This window comes from Krasilnikovia sp. MM14-A1004 (assembly GCF_047159485.1).
Classification (GTDB): domain Bacteria; phylum Actinomycetota; class Actinomycetes; order Mycobacteriales; family Micromonosporaceae; genus Actinoplanes.
In genome coordinates this window covers 6,489,211-6,506,931 of record NZ_AP038773.1, presented here as the reverse complement: position 1 = coordinate 6,506,931, position 17,721 = coordinate 6,489,211, and the positions used below count along the sequence as shown (strand labels likewise).

Sequence of the window (17,721 nt, the reverse complement as noted above, 5' to 3'; positions counted from 1 at the left end):
GTTATCCGCTGTTAACAAGTCGACACCGTAAGACTTAGATCATCATCACCGTCCATCGACGAAAACCGGCGATTCGGCGCGCACACGACGGCGCCCGGGGCTCAGGGCCCCGGGCGCCGACAGTTGGCCGTACGGAAATCTCAGTCCTCGGACTTGCCCGACTTCATGCCGGAGGAGATCAGCTCCATCACCGCGGAGTCCTGCAGTGTCGTGACGTCGCCCAGCGACCGGTGCTCCGCCACGTCCCGCAGCAGCCGCCGCATGATCTTGCCAGACCGGGTCTTGGGCAGCTCGGGCACGAGCATGATCTGCCGCGGCTTGGCGATCGGCCCCAGCGTCTTGGCGACGTGGTTGCGCAGATCCTGGATCAGCCGCTCGCCCGCCTCGCCCTCGGCGTCGACGTTGCCGCGCGGGATGGTGAACGCCACGATCGCCTGGCCCGTGGTCGGGTCGGTCGCGCCGACCACCGCGGCCTCCGCCACCGACGGGTGCGACACCAGCGCCGACTCCACCTCGGTGGTCGAGATGTTGTGCCCGGAGACGAGCATGACGTCGTCGACGCGCCCGAGCAGCCACAGCGCGCCGTCCTCGTCGCGCTTCGCCCCGTCGCCCGCGAAGTACACCCACTCGTCGCCGTTCCCCGCACCCGCGCCGAACCGCGACCAGTAGGTGTCGATGAACCGCTGGTCATCACCCCAGATCGTGCGCAGCATCGACGGCCACGGCTCGCGCAACACCAGGAAACCCCCACCACCATTGGGTACGGAGGCAGCCGTGTCGTCCACGACGTCGGCCGAGATGCCCGGCAGCGGGGTCATCGCCGAACCGGGCTTGGTAACGGTCACGCCGGGCAGCGGCGAGATCATGATGCCGCCGGTCTCCGTCTGCCACCAGGTGTCCACGATCGGGCAGCGGTCGCGGCCGACGTTCGCCCTGTACCACATCCACGCCTCGGGGTTGATCGGCTCACCGACGCTGCCGAGCAGCCGCAGCGACGACAGGTCGTACTTGGCGGGGATGTCGTCGCCCCACTTCATCATCGTGCGGATCAGCGTCGGCGCGGTGTACAGGATCGTCGCCTTGTACTTGTCGACGATCTCCCAGAACCGTCCCTTGTGGGGGGTGTCCGGGGTGCCCTCGTACATGATCTGGGTGGCGCCGTTGGAGAGCGGGCCGTAGACGATGTACGAGTGCCCGGTGACCCAGCCGACGTCGGCCGTGCACCAGAAGACGTCAGTCTCGGGCTTGTGGTCGAAGACCGCGTGGAACGTGTACGACACCTGGGTCAGGTATCCGCCCGTGGTGTGCAGAATGCCCTTCGGCTTACCCGTGGTGCCCGAGGTGTAGAGGATGTACAGCGGCTGCTCGGCGTCGAACGCCTCCGGCTTGTGCGTGGTGGCGGCCCGCTCGACGGTCTCGTGCCACCACAGGTCCTTCTCGCCCCACGCCACGTCCTGGCCGGTGCGGCGGACCACCAGCACGTGCTCGACGCCGGGGCAGCGGGCCACGGCCTCGTCGACGGTCGGCTTGAGCGCGGACGGCTTTCCGCGCCGGTAGCCGCCGTCGGCCGTGATGACCACCTTCGCGTCCGCGTCGATGATCCGGGTGGACAGCGCGTCCACCGAGAACCCGCCGAAGACCACGCTGTGCATCGCGCCGATCCGGGCGCAGGCCAGCATCGCGACCGCCGCCTCGGGGACCATCGGCAGATAGATCGCCACCCGGTCACCGGCCGAGACGCCCAGCTCGGTGAGCGTGTTCGCCGCCTGGCTCACGCTGGTCAGCAGGTCGTTGTACGTGATCGTGCGGGTGTCGCCGGGCTCGCCCTCCCAGTGGATGGCCACCCTGTCGCCGAGTCCCGCCTCGACGTGCCGGTCCACGCAGTTGTACGCGACGTTCAGCTTGCCGCCGGTGAACCACTTCGCGAACGGCGGGTTCGACCAGTCCAGGACCTCCGTCCAGGGCTGCGCCCAGGACAGGCGCTGCGCCTGCTGCGCCCAGAATCCGAGCCGGTCGGCCGCGGCCTGTTCGTAGGCGTCCGCGGTCACGTTGGCGGCTGCGGCGAGCGGTGCGGGCGGCGGGAACTGCCGCGTCTCGGAGTACAGATTCTCCAGCGTCTCGCTCATTGCGGGCGGCTCCTCTGCCGTGCGGGGGGTGGCCTGGGTCTCTTCTGGCAAAACACTAGTTCCGGCGCGGGTGCCGAGCGACCGTTGCGGGCCGTGGCGCGCGGAGCGGTGCCGTGTGCGCGCCGACCGGACAACTCGTGCGCGGTACTGCGCGAATCTTGTCACTTGCGAGCCCCTTCGCGCACCCCCCGTTTCGGGCGTGTTTTCTCCGGCGACTCTCCTGCGGCTACCGTTAGCCCGTGCCCGCCACGGATCCGCTCGCCCCCCTGCTCGAACTCGCCGACGTCGCGCCCGCGTTCACCGCCGCCCGCGAACGCGTCGACCAGGCCCTGCGGCACCGCGCCCTGCGCCGCCAGGGCGGCCCGGTCGCCGCCGAGATCAGCCTGCGCGCGGCCGTGGCCAGCGCCGCCCTCGAAGGCAGCCGGTACGACGTGGAGGCGGTCCGCGCCGGCACCGTCACCGACCCGGTGGTGCAGGGTGCGCTGCGCGTCGCCGAGGCGCTGGGCGGCCTGGTGGACCTGTGGCCCCGCGCGCCCCGTCAGGTGCTCGCCAAGCTGCACGTCCTGGCCGCACGAGGTGCCGTCCCCGACGCCGAGCTGGGTCGCCTCGTCGAGAGCCCCGGCCTGGCCCAGCGGCTGGACGGCCTGGCCGGGCTCGTCGCGGGCAACGACAGGACCCCACCGCTACTGCTGGCCGCCGTGGTGCACGCCGAACTGCTCACGCTGCGCCCGTTCCCCGGACCGGCCGGGGTGGTGGCCCGCGCCGCGGCCCGGCTCACGCTGATCGGCCGCGGCCTCGACGCCCGCGGGCTGGTCGCGGTGGAGTCCGGGCACCTCGCGCGGGAGCCGGAGTACGTGGGCGCGTCCGGCGCCTACGCCACCGGCACACCGGACGGGCTCCGGTCGTGGCTGCGGCACTACGCGGCGGCCGTCGAGGCCGGTGCGGACGAGATGACCACCGTCGCCGACGCGGTGCTCGCGGCCCCCTCACCCCGGTAGCGGCGGCCCGTCGCAGCGGTGGCTGCCGCGATCTCGGACCCTGGACGCAAGGACGGCGCCTCGGTGGCTGCCGCGATCTCGGACCCTGGACGCAAGGACGGCGCCTCGAAGAAGAGGCGCCGCCGCTGCACCGGCTGCCGGGTTATCAAGCGTGCACCTGGGTCGTTGTCGACGGTCCGATGAGGTGCCGCCGCAACGTGCCTGCCGTGGCTGATCGCGCGTGGGTTCCCGGTGGCGGTGCACGGGATCCGGTCTCAATCCCGCTTCTTCTTTCTACGCCGGTGCCCGCTAGATCGCCATGGGTTCAGCTGCGCAAATTGCCCGTACCGCGATGAGTCAGACGTAAGCCGGATCAGGCTGCTGCGGCGGCCCGGATGCGGCGATGCCGCCCGTACAGGGCCAGGCCGATCGCCACCCCGACACCCACGCCGATCGCCGCCGCGGCCACCGGCACCGCGGGCCGTTCGCGCAGGCGCCGACCCAGCGGAATGGGATGCCGGAACTCCAGGATCGGCCAGGACCGCTCCATCGCGACCCGGCGCAACGCCCGGTCCGGATTCACCGCTGTCGGATGACCGACCGCCTCCAGCAACGGCAGATCACTGTGCGAATCCGAGTACGCGTGGCACTCCGCGAGGTCGTATCCGCGTGTGGCGGCCAGCTTCCGGACCTCCTGGACCTTGCTCGGCCCCGCCGCGTAGAACTCCACCTCGCCGCTGTAGCGCCCGTCCACGATGCTCATCCGGGTCGCGATGACGTCGGTGACCCCGAGCAGCTCGCCGATCGGCCGGACCATCTCGTCGCCGGACGCCGACACCAGCACCACGTCCCGGCCGGCCGCCTGGTGCTCGCCGATCAGCGTGGCCGCCTCGGCGTACACGTACGGGTTGATCAGCTCGTTCAGGGTCTCGGCGACGATCTGCCGGACCTGCTCCACGGACCAGCCCTTGCACAGGGCGGCCAGGTAGTCCCGGACCCGTGCCATGGTCTGCTCGTCGGCGCCGCCCAGACGGAACATGAGCTGTGCGTACGCCGACTTGACCACGTCACGCCGGGTGATCAGGCCATCGCGATAGAAGGGCCGTCCGAAGGCCAGCGCACTGGACTTGGCGATGACGGTCTTGTCGAGGTCGAAAAACGCGGCGCTGCGGCCCACGGGCCGAAAGTTTAGCCGCATCAGGCCGCCCGTCCAGTCGCCCGACTCGCCGGTAACCGTTTCGACTCAGCCCCTCATGGCCCCTGGTGGGGAGGGCAACGCGCCAGTAACGTCGCACTGCGTCACATTCGGTACTCGACGGGGGCCCTCCGCTGAGGCATGCTTGTGGTGCGACTGGGATTCACGTTTCGCGTGTGATCCTTCGGCTCCGCTTCCAGACCCTCGGTGATAGCGCCCCCCGCGATCACCGAGCGGATTCGGCTCGACCCCCCCGGAGCCGAATCTTTGACGACCCCCGTCGCCCCCGGCGGGGGTCGTCACCCAAGCTACGTACCCCTGCCCTGCCGCACTTATGCAGGTAGAGGCCCAGTCATGCCGCGTCATCGATCGGGGTGGGTCGCCGGCCGCGGGTCGGCCCGGACGAACCAAGCCGGGCGCCGGCGTACCAGCAGCGGTCTCTGACGTCAGAGAAACACGAAGCGGCCCGGCTCGTCATGAGCCGGGCCGCTTCGTCGTGACTGCGATGAACGTGGCGGCGCCGCGGTCAGCGACCGCCGCGGCGAGCGCCGACCCGGCTGCGGGCCGAGAAGGCCGAGGCGCCGGAGGGGCGTGGTGCCGCCGTCGTGGAGGCGTCGCCCCGCTCGGATCCCGACCGGGGCGCGGGAGCCGCTGCACCGGACCTGCCCGCACGGGTCTGGGCGACATGGTTCGCGCCAGCATGGGACTGACCCGAGCGCGGCTGGCCCGAGCGCGGCTGACCCGACCGTGCCTGGCCCGACCGTGCCTGGCCCGACCGTGCCTGGCCCGAGCGCGGCTGGCCCGACCGTGACTGATCCGACCGCGGCTGGGACGGGCGGAGGGTGGCGGTGCGGGCCGGGTGGCTGCGCCGGGGCGCCTCGGCGGCGACCGGTTCGGCCACCGGCGGCGCGACGAACGTACGCTCGCCGGGCGCGAGTTCCGCGAGCTTCGGGCTCCCCGGCGACACCCGGGTGGTCGGTGCGACGATGCCCGCCTTGCGGATCAGGTCACGTACCTCGGAGACCTGACCGTCGGTCATCAGCGTGACCACCGTGCCCTCCGCACCGGCCCGGGCCGTGCGCCCGGAACGGTGCAGGTACGCCTTGTGCTCGACCGGCGGGTCCGCGTGGATGACGAGATTGACGTCGTCGACGTGGATGCCGCGGGCGGCGATGTCCGTCGCCACCAGCGTGGTCGCGGAACCGTCGGAGAACGCCGTCAGGTTGCGGTTGCGGGCGTTCTGGGCGAGGTTGCCGTGCAGTTCGACGGCCGGCACCCCGGCGGCGGCGAGGCGCCGGGTGAGGGTCTTCGCGCCCCGCTTGGTGCGGGTGAAGACCACCGTGCGGCCCGGTGCGGCCGCGAGGTCGACCAGCACCCCGAACCGCTCGTCGTCGCGGACGTGCAGCACGTGATGCGACATCGCCGTGACGGGCGACAGCGCCGAGTCGACGCTGTGGGTCACCGGCTTGGTGAGGAACTGGCGTACCAGGACGTCGACGCCGGCGTCGAGGGTGGCCGAGAACAGCAGCCGCTGCCCGGAGCGCGGCGTCTGCTCCAGCAGGCGCCGGACGACCGGGAGGAAGCCGAGGTCGGCCATGTGGTCGGCCTCGTCCAGCACGGTGATCTCGACGGCGTCGAGGCGGGCGTGCCCCGCCTGCACGTGGTCGGCGAGGCGTCCGGGGCAGGCCACGAGGACGTCCACGCCCTGCCGCAGGCCGGCGATCTGCGGGTTGGGGCCGACCCCGCCGAAGACCGTCAGGGTACGCAGGGACAGCGCCTCGGCCAGCGGCGCGATCGACGCCGCGATCTGGGTGGCGAGTTCGCGGGTGGGCGCGAGGATCAGCGCGCGGGGGCGCCCCGGCTTTCGCGGCGTCCGGCTGGCGGCCAAACGGGCGAGCACGGGCAGCACGAACGCGTAGGTCTTGCCCGAACCGGTGCGGCCCCGGCCGAGGACGTCCCGGCCGCTCAGCGCGTCGGGCAGGGTCGCGGCCTGGATGGGGAACGGCTTGGTGACCCCGGCGGCGGCCAGCGCCTCGATGAGCGCGGTGGGCAGGCCGAGGTCGGCGAACGTGACGTCTGAAGACGAAGGTGTGTGGTGTGGGCGGCGGGCCGCCATGAAATCTCCGAACCTGGAAGGGTCGTCCTGCGCGACACAGACCAGTCGGGTCGCAGCGCATGATGGTCGACATCGAAAGGCGGCTCGGGCAGTAGCACTGCGAGCCGCTCACGGAAGTGTACCCGAGGTCGGCCCGGTGCCCCCGGTGCAGCCCGGACCGGGCCCAGCCCACCACCTGGATGGGCCGGGCCCGGGACGGGCTGCGGGCGCGCTACCGGACCGGGGGCGGAGTTGTCGGGGTGGTCGGGTAGGGCGTCGCGACGGTGGAGGGAACGGGAGCCGGCCACGAGGTGTGCGTCGGCACCGGTGTCGGCCAGGACGGCGTCGAGGGAATCGGGCCGGGGCCCGGCGCGGTGGTCTTCGGCGGCGCGCTCGGCGTGGACGGCTCCGGCATCGGCCAGGACGGCGTCGACGTCGGCCCGGAGGGCAGCGGCGTCGGGGCGGATGGCAGCGGGGTCGGCCAGGACGGCTCGGGCGTCGGCGTGGAGGGCAGCGGTGTGGGGGCCGTGCTGTGCGGTGCCGCCGGGGCGGCCGGTGGCTTGTGTGGGGTATGGCCGGCGGCGAACGCCAGCGGCGCGGCGATGACCATGGCGCCCACCGCGCCCGCCACCGCCACACCCAGGACCACGCGGCGGCGGGTCCGAATCCGTTGCTCCGCTCGAGCGAGCTGGCCTGTCACAGTTGGTGCCTCCTCGGCTAGTTGGGACAGAGCGGAGCGGATGAGGTCCTCAAACGCGGTGCTCATCGCAGCACCTCCAGGCGTTCGATGTCCGGCAGCAGCTTCCGCAGCCGGGCGATCGCCCGGTGCGTGCGGCTGCGTACGGTGCCGATCGAGCACCCGAGCACCTCGGCCACCTGCGTTTCGGTGAGGTCCTCGTAGTAGCGCAGGACCACCACGGTGCGTTGGGTCGGCGGTAGCCGCCGTAACGCCGTACGCATCGCGAGCCGGATGTCGGTGTCGGTGCTCGAATCGGGATCAGCCACCTCATTGACGGGGTTGAGAAGGATCTCCCGGTAGCGGCGCAGCCGCCGCCACCAGCTCAGCTGCTCGCGGTGCATGACCGTACGGATATAGCCCTCCGGGTCGGCGTTGCGCAGGCTGGGCCATTTCGCGATGGTCCTGGCCAGCGCCGACTGCAGGAGGTCCTCCGCGGCGTGCCGGTCCCCGGTGAGCAGGTAGGCCACCCGCATCAGCGCCGGAGTACGGCTCGCCACGAACTCGGTCAGTTGCGTCCGCTCGTCTTCGTCCACTCACCCGCCCCAGTTCCTTGACCGCAGATACAGACGCCCGGGGCGGGCGGATCTATCCACTGCCGCCGAGGTTTTTCATCGACCCGGGTCCCTGAGGCTAGGCGCGGCAGGCTTGCAAGATCATCCGAGCGGGCGGCGGGTGGTGTTCAGGGGCCGGCGGGGGCGAGCGTGCACAGCCGCTCGACCAGGGCTTTCAGCTCGCGCAGCGCCGCCGGATCACGCCGGCGCCCGGCGGTGTCGACCACCTCGGCCACCCCGGCCAGCAGCGCGGCGGCCTGGTGCGGATCGCCCAGCTGGGCGATCGCCTGGGCGGCCAGCCAGTCACAGTACGCGGGAGCCGCCCCGGCCTGCCGCAGCTGCTCGACGAGGACCAGGCACACCTTGTCGTAGCAGGCCGCCAGCATCAGCCGGGCCAGCGCGTCGGTGGCCTGCAGCCACTCCGGCGTACCGGGGAACAGCTCGCGCAGCAGTTCGAACGTGTCGACCGCCTGCTGCCGCTGCTCGGCCGCCGCGCAGTCGCGGCCGAGGTCGAGCAGCGTACGGGCGATCTGCTCGCGGTCGGCGGCCGGTCCCCGGGCGGTCAGCGCGTCCAGGTCGCGCTGGGCCAGGTCGAGGTTGCGTTGGGCCCGGCGCAGGCGGTCCGCGTACGTGGCGTGGCCGAGGTGGCTCAGCCGCAGCGTGGACGCGGGCACCGCCTCCCGGTCCGGCACCGACCCGTCGGGGCGGACCAGCCGCTCGTGCACCCGGCCGGCCCAGGACACCGAGTCCGGCCGGTACAGCCGGGTCTCGCGTTGGCGGTAGGGGCCCGTGTGGTGGGCGTCATCGACCTCCACCAGCAGGGCGTCCGTGGTGGCGGCGGTCAGCAGCCGCCGCAGCGCGCCGGGCTCGGCCGTCACGCGGTGGTCGGCATCGGCGGCGAGGATCCAGGTCGCCGTGCAGCCGCGCCGGGCCTCGTTGCGGGCGGCGGAGAAGTCGTCGCGCCAGGCGCCGCGGGTGACCGTGGCGCCGTATCGGGCGGCCAGCTCCGGTGTGCCGTCGGCGGAGCCCGTGTCGTGCACGTGGATCTCGTCGACCACCCCCGCCAGCGACTCCAGGCAGGCGGGAAGCATCGCGGCCTCGTCCTTGACGATCAGTACGGCGGCGAGCAGTGCCGGGGCCATAACTATCCGTTCGGCACCCGGCGCCGCCCGCTGAGTCGCAACGCGGCGGGACCGGAGCCAGCCGACGGGCAGAAGCGGGGCCGGCGCCTTCGGGCGCCGGCCCCCTCGTCGGTGACGTCCGGCGATCCCGGCTCAGATGGTGAAGCGGGAGACCAGTTCCTTGAGGTCGTGCGACATCTGGGCGACCTGCTCGGCGGCGACGTGGGTCTGGATGACGCCGCTGCTGGCCACCTGGCTGGCGCTGGCGACCGCCGACACGTTGCTGGCGATGCCCGCGGAGGCCCCCGCGGCGTCGCTGACGCTGCGGTTGATCTCCTGGCTGGTGGCGGTCTGTTCCTCCACCGCCGAGGCGATGGTGGTCTGGTATTCGCTGATCTGCCCGATGATGGTGGTGATGCTGGCGATCGCCTCGACCGCCTTGCTCGTGTCCCGCTGGATGGCTTCGACCCGGTTCGCGATGTCCTCGGTGGACCGGGCGGTCTCCTGCGCCAGGTCCTTGACCTCCGTGGCGACGACCGCGAAGCCCTTGCCGGACTCCCCGGCGCGGGCCGCCTCGATGGTGGCGTTGAGGGCCAGCAGGTTGGTCTGCGCGGCGATCGCGGTGATCGCCTTGACCACGTCGCTGATCTGCGACGAGGACTCGCCGAGCTGGGCGACGACGGCGGTGGTCGACTCGGCGACCGTGACGGCCTGGGTGGCCACGTCGGCGGCCTGCCCGGCGTTGAGGGAGATCTCCCGGATGGAGGCGCCCATCTGCTCGCTCGCCGTGGCCAGCGCGGACACGTTGTCCGAGACGTTGCCCGCGGCCTGGGCGACCGCGTCGGCCTCGCAGCCGACCTGGTCGACGCCGCCGGCGATGGTGGAGGAGACCTCGGTCAGGTGCCGGGCGGAGGTGGCCAGGTCGGCCGCCGAGGCGTCCAGCTCGCGCAGGGTCGTACGCATGCTGTCGGTCGCCTGGTTGAGCGCGTGCCCCATCCGGCCGATCTCGTCGCGGGAGGTGACCGGAACCTGCTGGGTCAGGTCGCCCGTGCTGACCTGGTTCAGGACGGCCGCCATCCGCTTGATGGACCGGACGCTCTGGCGGATCACGGCCCACGCCGCCCCGAACGCCAGCAGCAGGCCGGCGCCGAGGATGCCGATGACGAACAACCGGTTCGCCTGGTACGAGGCCTCAGCTTCCTTGGCCTGCTTGGCGGCCAGTGCGGTCTCGTCGTTGATCAGGGCGGTGATGACCGCGCCGGTCTGGGTCAGGCCGGGCCACAGCTCGGTGAAGCGGGTCAGGTAGGCCTGGGTCTGTCCGGCCTCGGCGGCGGGCAGCAGCGTCGCGTCCCGCTCGGTGCGGAACGACGTGAGCGTGTTCTTGACCTGGGCGACGCGCGGGTCCTTGCCGAGCCTCCCCAGCTGCTGGTACGTCGCGAACGCCTTGTCCTGGACCGCGTCCTCGGCGTGGATCTGCTGGATCTTCGCGGTGATCGCCTGCGGGTCCCGTACGGACGCCAGGGTCGTGAGGTGCAGGAAGCTGCGCAGCGCCGACGCCCGCAGCCCCTCCAGCGCGTTGGCCGGGAGCAAGGCGTGCTGGTAGGTGTCCCGGGCGGCCGCGTTGGCCCGCTGCTGTGCGACCAGGCCGCTCCAGGCGGTGCCCAGGGCGGTGGCGGCCAGCAGCGTCAGCGCGATGAAGAACTTGGCCGCCAGCGGCAGGTCGGCCATGCGGCCCAGCGCGCTGCGCCGGGGTTCCGTGGGGCGCGAGGAATTGTCGAGCCGGTGCCGCATCGCTGTCGCCTTTCTGGCAGGTGATCCCCCGTGGATCGACGTCTGGCCGCGCCAGCCGTGCGGGGCCCCTAATCGGCGTAGCGATCTCCCGGTTGAGTCCTTCTTGACCCGAAGGTCGCCGTTCAGAGCCACTTGTGGGGAAGTCAGACGTTTCAATGCAGAATGCATTCTGCGACGATCTGATGTCGATGCTGTCGCCTGCCCGGCTCAACGAGATCTCGCGCCGTTTCCCATGCGATTCTCGGATCATCGGTCTTCATGGATGTGGCCGATGTCCGGCATGATGAGGCACCGTCACGACGCCGGTCGTCGACGGTGGCACGGGCGCGACCGGAAGGGATCGGCGGCAGGTGGATCACCGAGCACGGGGACATCTGGGGCTCGCGCGCGTACGGCTGTTCGACCAGCTCGACGCGGCGACCGCGGCGGGACCCGTCCTGGTGCTCGCGCCGGCCGGCTTCGGCAAGACCACCCTGCTGGCGCAGTACGCCCGTCGCCACCCCGGACCGGCCGCGGCCTACCAGGCGGACGCCATGGAGGTGGCGCACGGCGACACCGCGGCGCGGCTCGTCGAGGCCGTCCTCGCCGCCCGCCGTACCCGACCCGAACCCGGCGGGGTGCCGGGCACGCCTGACCTGCCCGCGGCCGAGGCCGCGCGTACCTGGAGTGACGCCCGGCGGCTGGTCGCCGAGGCGCGCGACGAATCCAGCGCCGTGCTGGAGGCGATGGCCGACGCCGCGCTCGATCCGGGCGGACTGCTGCTCACCCTCGACGACATCCACCACCTCATCGGTACGCCCGGAGAGCAGGTCGTCGCCCGGGTGCTGGCGCGGCGGCCCCGCGACGTACAAATCGTGCTGGCCGCCCGGCGGCCGCCCGGCCTGCCGCTGCTGCGCCACGAACTGGCCGGCGACGGCGGCCTGGTCGGCCTCGACGACCTGCGGTTCCGGCGCTGGGAGGTGGAGCGCCTGCTCGACGAGGTGTACGGCGAACCGCTGCCGCCCGAGGAGACCGCGCTGCTGGCCCGCCGCACCGGCGGGTGGCCCGCCGGGCTCGCGTTGTTCCACCGCGCCATCCGGGGCCGCCCCATGGCCGACCGGTGCCGGGCCGCGGGTGCCCCCTTGGAGCGCTGGCCCGCGTTCCGGCAGTTCTTCGACGAGTCGGTGCTGGCCGGGCTGCCCGCGGACATCCTCGACCTGCTCGTCCGCACCTGCGTGCTGGACGTGCTGACCCCCGACCGGTGTGCCCGGCTCACCGGCGCGCCGGTCGCCGCCGCGACGCTGGACGGCCTGATCGGCACGTACGCGTTGCCGATGACCGCACACGGCGACAGCTACCGGTACGAGCCGCCGTTCCGGGCGCACCTGGCCCAACTGCTCGGCGAACAGCTCGGGCCGGTGGGCCTGCGCGAGTGGCACCGGCGCAGCGCGGAGGTACTGCTGGACGAGGACGCACCCGCCGAGGCGGCCCGCTCCCTGGCCCGCGCCGCCGACTGGCCCGCCCTGCAGCTGCTGCTGGCCGAACACGGCCCGACCGTGGTTCGCCCGCCCGCCGCCGACCTGCTCGAACTGGTCCCCGAAGCGCAGCGCGCCGACGAACCCTGGCTGATCTACGCGGAGGCCGAACACCACCTCAACAACGCGCAGCTGCCCGAGGCACGGGACCGCTTCCGGGCCGCCGAGGCGATGTTCGCGTCCCGTGCGGACGTGTGCGGTGAGGTCGGCGTGCTGGCGGCCCGGTCGCAGCTCGGCGAGGTCGAGTCGCTGCTGGCCGTGTCGCTGCCCCCCAGGGGTCTGCACTGGACGGCCTGGCTGCGGGTGGCCGTCGGCCCGAACGCGGTACAGAACACCCGCCGGGTCACCGAGCTGACCCCGGCCGAGGCGGAACTGATCCGGCTGGTCGGCGCGATCTACGGCGGCGGCGTGCCGGACGAGATCACCCGCGAGACGCACACCGTCGGCATCGACGCCCGCGACTCGGCGGTCGCCCTGCTCGGGCTGCGGCTCGTGCGTACGTGCCTGGCCGTGGCCCGGGGCAAGGCGTCCCCGGCCGCCCTGGAACGGATCGCCGACGAGGCCGAGATGCTGGGCCTGGGCTGGGTCGCCCGGCTGGCGCTGGGTGCCCGGGCGCTCGGGCGCGGCCCGTACACGGCGGTGGACGCGTACGCGGTCGCGGCGGCCTGCCGCCGGGCCGGTGACCGGTGGGGGCACCTGCTGGTCACCTCCGTCGGCGTGATCTGCGAGGTCCGCGACGGACGGCTCGACGAGGAACGGCTGGCCGCGCTCGCCGCCGAGGCCACCGAGATGAACGCCGAATCCATCGCCGCGTGGGCGGACGCGTTCTGCGCGCTGGCCCGGGCCCGTCGCGGCGCCCCCGAGGCGGCCCGCGAGGGGCAGGCCGCCATCGACCGGGCCGAGGCCGCCCGCGTCTCCGGCGCCGTCGTGGCGGGCATGCTGGCGGTCGCGGTGGCCGACCCGCTGCGCCGGGAGGTGCTGCTGCGGGCCGCCGCGGACCGGGCCGCCGAGGCCGAACTGCCCCGCACGACCTTCAAGTTCTGGGTCGCCACGTACGCGGCGGGCGCCACCGCCAACCCCGCGCCCGCCGTACAGATCCGGTGCTTCGGTGGGTTCGCGATGGCGGTCAGCGGGCGGCCCGTCGACCTCGCGCAGGTCCGTCCCCGCGCCCGCAGCGCGCTGCGGCTGCTGGCCATGCACGCGGGCCGGTTCGTGCACCGCGAGGTGCTCATCGAGGCACTCTGGTCCGATCTGCCCCCGGCCGCCGCGACCCGCAACCTGCAGGTGACCATCTCGGCGCTGCGCGGACTGCTCGAACCCGACAGCGGACGCGGCAAAGCACAGATGCTCCTGCGCTCCGGCGATGCGTACGGGATCGTGCTGCCGGCCGGCAGTTACGCCGACACCGCGGCGTTCACCGAGGCGGTGCAGCGGTGGCAGCAGCAACGCCGGTCGGGCAGCTTCGCGTCCGAAGTGGACGCCATGCGCGCCGCGCTCGCCGCGTACGGTGGGGAACTGCTGCCCGAGGAAGGGCCCGCCGAATGGGCCGTCGAGGCGCGTGAGCAGTACCGGCACCTGGCCACCCGGGTGGCGCGGGAGCTGGCCACGGCCGAGCTGACCCAGGGCAACGTCGCCGAGGCGATCCGCGCCGCCGAGCAGTGCATCGCGCTGGACCCGCACGACGACGAGGCGTGGCAGGTGCTGTTGCGCGCCTACGCCCGCAGCGCCACACCGGCCAAGGCGTTGGAGGCGCGCCGCCGGTACGCGGACATGCTGGCGCGGCTCGGCGTGCCGGAACCGACCCAGCAGCAGTTGCATGGCGGGAACGCCGCGATGGTGCCGCCACCGCCGCGCCGCCGCGCACCGCGCGACAGCTGACGCTTCACGGGTGGGTGGCGGCCGGCCGTTCCTCGTGGAGGGTCTGCTGGATGCGGCTGAGGAGTTGCTGACTCGTGAATGGCTTCTCGACGATGGTCACGCCGGGCGGGAGGGTGCCGTGTTCGGTGAGGACGGGTTGGGCGTACCCGGACATGTAGAGCACCGGGGTGTCCGGACAGATGGTCTTGATGCGGGCAGCGACCTCGTTGCCCATCATGTCGGGCATGATCACGTCGGTCAGCAACAGGTGTATCGGCGTGGGATGGTGGTGCGCCGTGTCGATGGCCGTGGGGCCGTCCGCGGCGGGCAGGACGTGGTAACCGGCGCGCGTGAGGATGCGGGTGGTGACGTCGCGCAGTGGGGCCTCGTCCTCGACGAGCAGGATCGTCTCGTGGGGTGTGGGCGCGGGTGACGGGTCGGCGGCTGCGGCGGACAGCCGGATACCGACGCTGGCATCGAGAGCCGGCAGCAGCACGGTGACGGTGGTGCCGATGCCGGGATCGGAGTCCAGCCGCACATCTCCGCCGGCGGCGGTGGCCAGGCCGTAGATGGTGGCCAGGCCGAGGCCGGTGCCGGTGCCGGTGGGCTTGGTCGTGAAGAACGGCTCGAACGCGCGTTCCGCGACCTCGGGCGGCATGCCGGTGCCGGTGTCGCTGACGCGTAGGCGGACGTACCGGCCCGGGGGCACGGTGCAGGGCGTGGTGTCGTCGTCGGCGGTGGGGAGGTCGACGGTGGTGGTGTCGATGGACAGTGTGCCGCCGGTGGGCATGGCATCGCGGGCGTTGACGGCCAGGTTGAGCAGGATCTGTTCCAGCTGGGACGGGTCGGCGGTGACGGGTTGAGTCGTGTGGTCGAGGTTCGTGACGAGATGGATGTGCTCGCCGAGGGTGCGGCGCAGCATCTGTTCGACGTTGCCGATGACCTGGTTGATGTTGAGGACCTGCGTCTGGGTGATCTCCCGGCGCCCGAACGCGAGAAGCTGTTTCGTGAGGCGGGTGGCGCGTTCCGCGGCCTTGCCGATCTGACCCAGGTCGTTGCGGGCGGCGGTGATGACCTGCGGGTCGGCCGCCGGGGTGTCGAGATTGTCGACGGTGTCGAAGAGGAGTTCGGTGTAGCTGGCGATCACGCCGAGGATGTTGTTGAAGTCGTGGGCGACACCACCGGCGAGCTGGCCGAGGCTTTCCAGCCGGCGCGTGTGTTGGAGGCGGTGTTCGGTGGCGAGGCGTTCCCGATCGGCCTGGGCCCGCAGGCGTTCGGTGATGTCGCGGACGGCGGCGGAGACGACGACCCCTTGGTCGGTGCGCAGGGCGTTGAGGCTGACCTCGATGGGGAATTCGGTGCCGTCCTTGCGTACGGCCGTCAGGTCCCCCTCCCCACCGAGGGTGCGGGGTTCGGGGTTGGTGAAGTATTCGCGACGGATACGCGAGTACTGCAGGCGCATGTCCTCGGGCACCAGGACATCGACCGACCGGCCGAGCAGCTCGGCCCGTGCGTACCCGAACAGGCGTTCTGCCTGGACGTTGAGCAGGGTGATGGTGTCGTCGCGGGTGATACCGACGATCGCGTCGGGGGCGGATTCGAGCAGGCCCCGGAACATCGCCTCGGCACGTTGCCGTTCGGTGAGGTCGCGAGCGATCGTGGCCACCCCGACGACGGCACCCTGTGCGTCGGCGATCGGGGACATGGTCCGTGACACCGTGACGGTGGTCCCGTCCTTGCGGAGCCGGGACAGTTGGTGCTGCTCGATGCGTTCACCCCGGGCGACGCGGTCCATCAGCGCGCCCTCCGCCTCCAACTGCTCGGCCGGGATCATGATGGCCCCGGGTTGGCCGATCGCCTCTGACGCCGGGTAGCCGTAGAGCCGCTCGGCCGCGGCGTTCCAGCTGATGATCACTCCGTCGAGGTCTCTGCCGACGATCGCGTCGTGGGACGACTCCACGATGACGGCGAGTTGCTGTTTCGCGCTCAGGAGTGTGGCCCGTTCGGCGACCGCGGCGGCCTGGGTGGCCAGCCCGGCGATCAACGCGATGTCGTCGTCGGCGAACAACGTGCGGTACCGGTTCAGCAGGACCAGCGCACCGGCCCGCCCCTCCAGCGTGATGGGTGCGGCGGTGACGAACCGGGTGCCGCTCGAATCGACGAGGTCCACCGCGAGTGCGGGTGGATGGGTCCACCCGGCCAACGCGTCGATCGTGGCCGGGGGGTAATGGAGAAGACGATCGAGGTCACTGGCGGGGTAAACCTGATGGTCAGTCCCGGCGGGGCTGCCGGCGACCCAGCGCACCGTATCCGCCGGGGCGGGCAGAACCACCGCGACCTCATCCGGGCCCAACACCGCCCGCGCCCCGCGGCAGTACTGCAACCAGGCCCCCTCCGCCGGTTCATTGGCCGGCGCGCTCAACATCTGGCGCATCACCTCGTTGGCCGCGAGCACGGACCACCGGCGGCGCAACCGGTGTGGCGGCACGAACGCCAACAGGTACATCACGGCCGACACCACCGCCACCGCCCGGGCCGAGACCGCGAACACCGGACGACCACCGCCGGCGACCAGCAGCGCGACACCGAACAGCAGGGTGCCCGCAGCGGCGCACCGCAGCCGAATCCGGGCCGCACCGCCCCGCCGGCGTGCCTCGGTCGCGAGCAGCACCGAAGCCATCGTCTGCACGGCGAAGAACACCGTCACCACAGCCATGGACACCGGCCGCGGCATCGGATGGTCCAGCACCGCCACCGGCACCGCGGTAGCCGTCCAGCCCACCAGCGCCGCCGCCACCAGCCACCGGGGCACCGGGCGAACCTGGGACATCAACAACACCACGAAGAACGGCTGCCCCAGCAACAACAGTGAGAAGATCACCGTGACCGATTGGGGGAGCACTCCGAACGCCACCCGCAGCACACCGATGACGAACAGCATCGCCACGGCGCCGATCACCAGCATCACCGCGCGCAGCAAGGGATCCCGACGCCGTGCGAACTCCCACACGACCCGCAGGAAGATCAAGAAATAGAGTGCGGTGATCGCCAGCATCGCCACCATGGGAACCCCCGAATCCCAGCGGCCGAAACGCGTAAGGCGCGCATTTGTGAGCATAAACCGCGCGGACGCGCCGGACCTAGCGGATAGGCCAACAATCATGGGCACATCTGGGCGCTTGCACGGTGATCAGCGGTCGCGCCACGACAGTGGTGAGACCTTGACAGCTGTTTCGGCGATTCGTCGGCCGGTCTCGGTGTGGAGGTCCTTGCGCGCCGAGTCGATCCAGCCCCCGGTTCTCTGCACGCCGATGTCGCGGTATTCGACGGCTTGCAGCAGCATCTCCAGCTTGTCGGCGTCCTTGGCGCACCGGGCTTCGAGCGTCTCGCGTGACTCGTACTCGTCCACGGCGCTGCGGACCATCGCGCGGGAGCGTTCGGGAAGCCGGTCCGTCTGATCGGCGGTGATCTGGCGCGGGTCAGGCTTGGTCAGGTACGCGGATGCGGTGTGCGGGAGATCGCCGGTACGGGTCTCCTGGCTGTCGTGCCAAAGAGCCAGGAACGCGGCGCCGGCGGGGTCGGCTCCCTCTTCGGCGGCGATGAGCGCCGCCAATTGGGCGGTGCGCATGGTGTGTTCGGCGACCGATTCGGGGTCGCGTACGCCGACGTGCCACCAGCCGGAGCGCCGGATGCGCTTCAACAACCCGAGTTCGTACCCGAATCCGGCGATTGCCTCAGCATCCTCGGCCACGGTG

At 72.0% G+C, this 17,721-nt stretch carries 11 protein-coding genes; 2 read left to right on the top strand and 9 right to left on the bottom strand.

What is annotated here, in order from left to right:
* Positions 1–140 precede the first annotated feature (140 nt).
* On the bottom strand, positions 141–2,126 hold the full coding sequence (acs, locus tag ACMCNN_RS28285; protein ID WP_412743524.1) for an acetate--CoA ligase: 1,986 nt from the start codon (positions 2,124–2,126) through the stop codon (positions 141–143).
* A 239-nt stretch (positions 2,127–2,365) separates the two neighbouring features.
* Between acs and ACMCNN_RS28280 the strand changes: the two genes are divergently transcribed.
* Positions 2,366–3,124 carry an oxidoreductase gene (locus ACMCNN_RS28280; RefSeq protein WP_412743523.1) on the top strand — a complete coding sequence of 253 codons (759 nt, stop codon included), beginning with the start codon at positions 2,366–2,368 and terminating at the stop codon, positions 3,122–3,124.
* Positions 3,125–3,476: 352 nt separating this feature from the next.
* Here the strand turns inward: ACMCNN_RS28280 and ACMCNN_RS28275 are convergent, their stop codons facing one another.
* The 6 genes from ACMCNN_RS28275 to ACMCNN_RS28250 all read right to left on the bottom strand — a co-directional run bounded on the left by ACMCNN_RS28275 (position 3,477) and on the right by ACMCNN_RS28250 (position 10,595).
* Complete coding sequence (locus tag ACMCNN_RS28275; RefSeq protein WP_412743522.1) at positions 3,477–4,280, bottom strand: HAD family hydrolase; 804 nt, start codon at positions 4,278–4,280, stop codon at positions 3,477–3,479.
* 544 nt (positions 4,281–4,824) lie between these two features.
* A complete protein-coding gene (locus ACMCNN_RS28270) occupies positions 4,825–6,414 on the bottom strand; it encodes a DEAD/DEAH box helicase (RefSeq protein ID WP_412743521.1) in 1,590 nt (529 codons plus the stop codon).
* A 211-nt stretch (positions 6,415–6,625) separates the two neighbouring features.
* Positions 6,626–7,042, bottom strand: coding sequence for a hypothetical protein (locus ACMCNN_RS28265; protein ID WP_412743520.1), 417 nt, complete (start codon positions 7,040–7,042; stop codon positions 6,626–6,628).
* A gap of 113 nt (positions 7,043–7,155) precedes the next feature.
* Positions 7,156–7,665, bottom strand: coding sequence for a SigE family RNA polymerase sigma factor (locus ACMCNN_RS28260; RefSeq protein ID WP_412743519.1), 510 nt, complete (start codon positions 7,663–7,665; stop codon positions 7,156–7,158).
* Between the two features lie 146 nt (positions 7,666–7,811).
* Positions 7,812–8,825 (bottom strand): glycosyltransferase family 2 protein, encoded by a 1,014-nt coding sequence (locus ACMCNN_RS28255; RefSeq protein ID WP_412743518.1) that lies wholly within the window; start codon positions 8,823–8,825, stop codon positions 7,812–7,814.
* A 132-nt stretch (positions 8,826–8,957) separates the two neighbouring features.
* Positions 8,958–10,595 carry a methyl-accepting chemotaxis protein gene (locus ACMCNN_RS28250; protein WP_412743517.1) on the bottom strand — a complete coding sequence of 546 codons (1,638 nt, stop codon included), beginning with the start codon at positions 10,593–10,595 and terminating at the stop codon, positions 8,958–8,960.
* A gap of 350 nt (positions 10,596–10,945) precedes the next feature.
* Between ACMCNN_RS28250 and ACMCNN_RS28245 the strand changes: the two genes are divergently transcribed.
* Positions 10,946–13,987 (top strand): BTAD domain-containing putative transcriptional regulator, encoded by a 3,042-nt coding sequence (locus ACMCNN_RS28245; protein WP_412743516.1) that lies wholly within the window; start codon positions 10,946–10,948, stop codon positions 13,985–13,987.
* A gap of 4 nt (positions 13,988–13,991) precedes the next feature.
* Here ACMCNN_RS28245 and ACMCNN_RS28240 read toward each other — a convergent pair whose 3' ends face one another.
* Together ACMCNN_RS28240 and ACMCNN_RS28235 are read right to left on the bottom strand one after the other, a co-directional pair.
* Complete coding sequence (locus tag ACMCNN_RS28240) at positions 13,992–17,129, bottom strand: PAS domain S-box protein (RefSeq protein ID WP_412743515.1); 3,138 nt, start codon at positions 17,127–17,129, stop codon at positions 13,992–13,994.
* 27 nt (positions 17,130–17,156) lie between these two features.
* Entirely contained in the window at positions 17,157–17,717 is a 561-nt protein-coding gene (locus tag ACMCNN_RS28235; protein WP_412743514.1) for an HD domain-containing protein, read from the bottom strand.
* Positions 17,718–17,721: the final 4 nt, after the last annotated feature.

Coding starts and splice junctions, on each gene's coding strand:
- acs (WP_412743524.1), bottom strand. CDS start 2,126: ATGAGCGAGACGCTGGAGAATCTGTACTCCGAGACGCGGCAGTTCCCG.
- ACMCNN_RS28270 (WP_412743521.1), bottom strand. CDS start 6,414: ATGGCGGCCCGCCGCCCACACCACACACCTTCGTCTTCAGACGTCACG.
- ACMCNN_RS28255 (WP_412743518.1), bottom strand. CDS start 8,825: ATGGCCCCGGCACTGCTCGCCGCCGTACTGATCGTCAAGGACGAGGCC.
- ACMCNN_RS28250 (WP_412743517.1), bottom strand. CDS start 10,595: ATGCGGCACCGGCTCGACAATTCCTCGCGCCCCACGGAACCCCGGCGC.
- ACMCNN_RS28240 (WP_412743515.1), bottom strand. CDS start 17,129: ATGATTGTTGGCCTATCCGCTAGGTCCGGCGCGTCCGCGCGGTTTATG.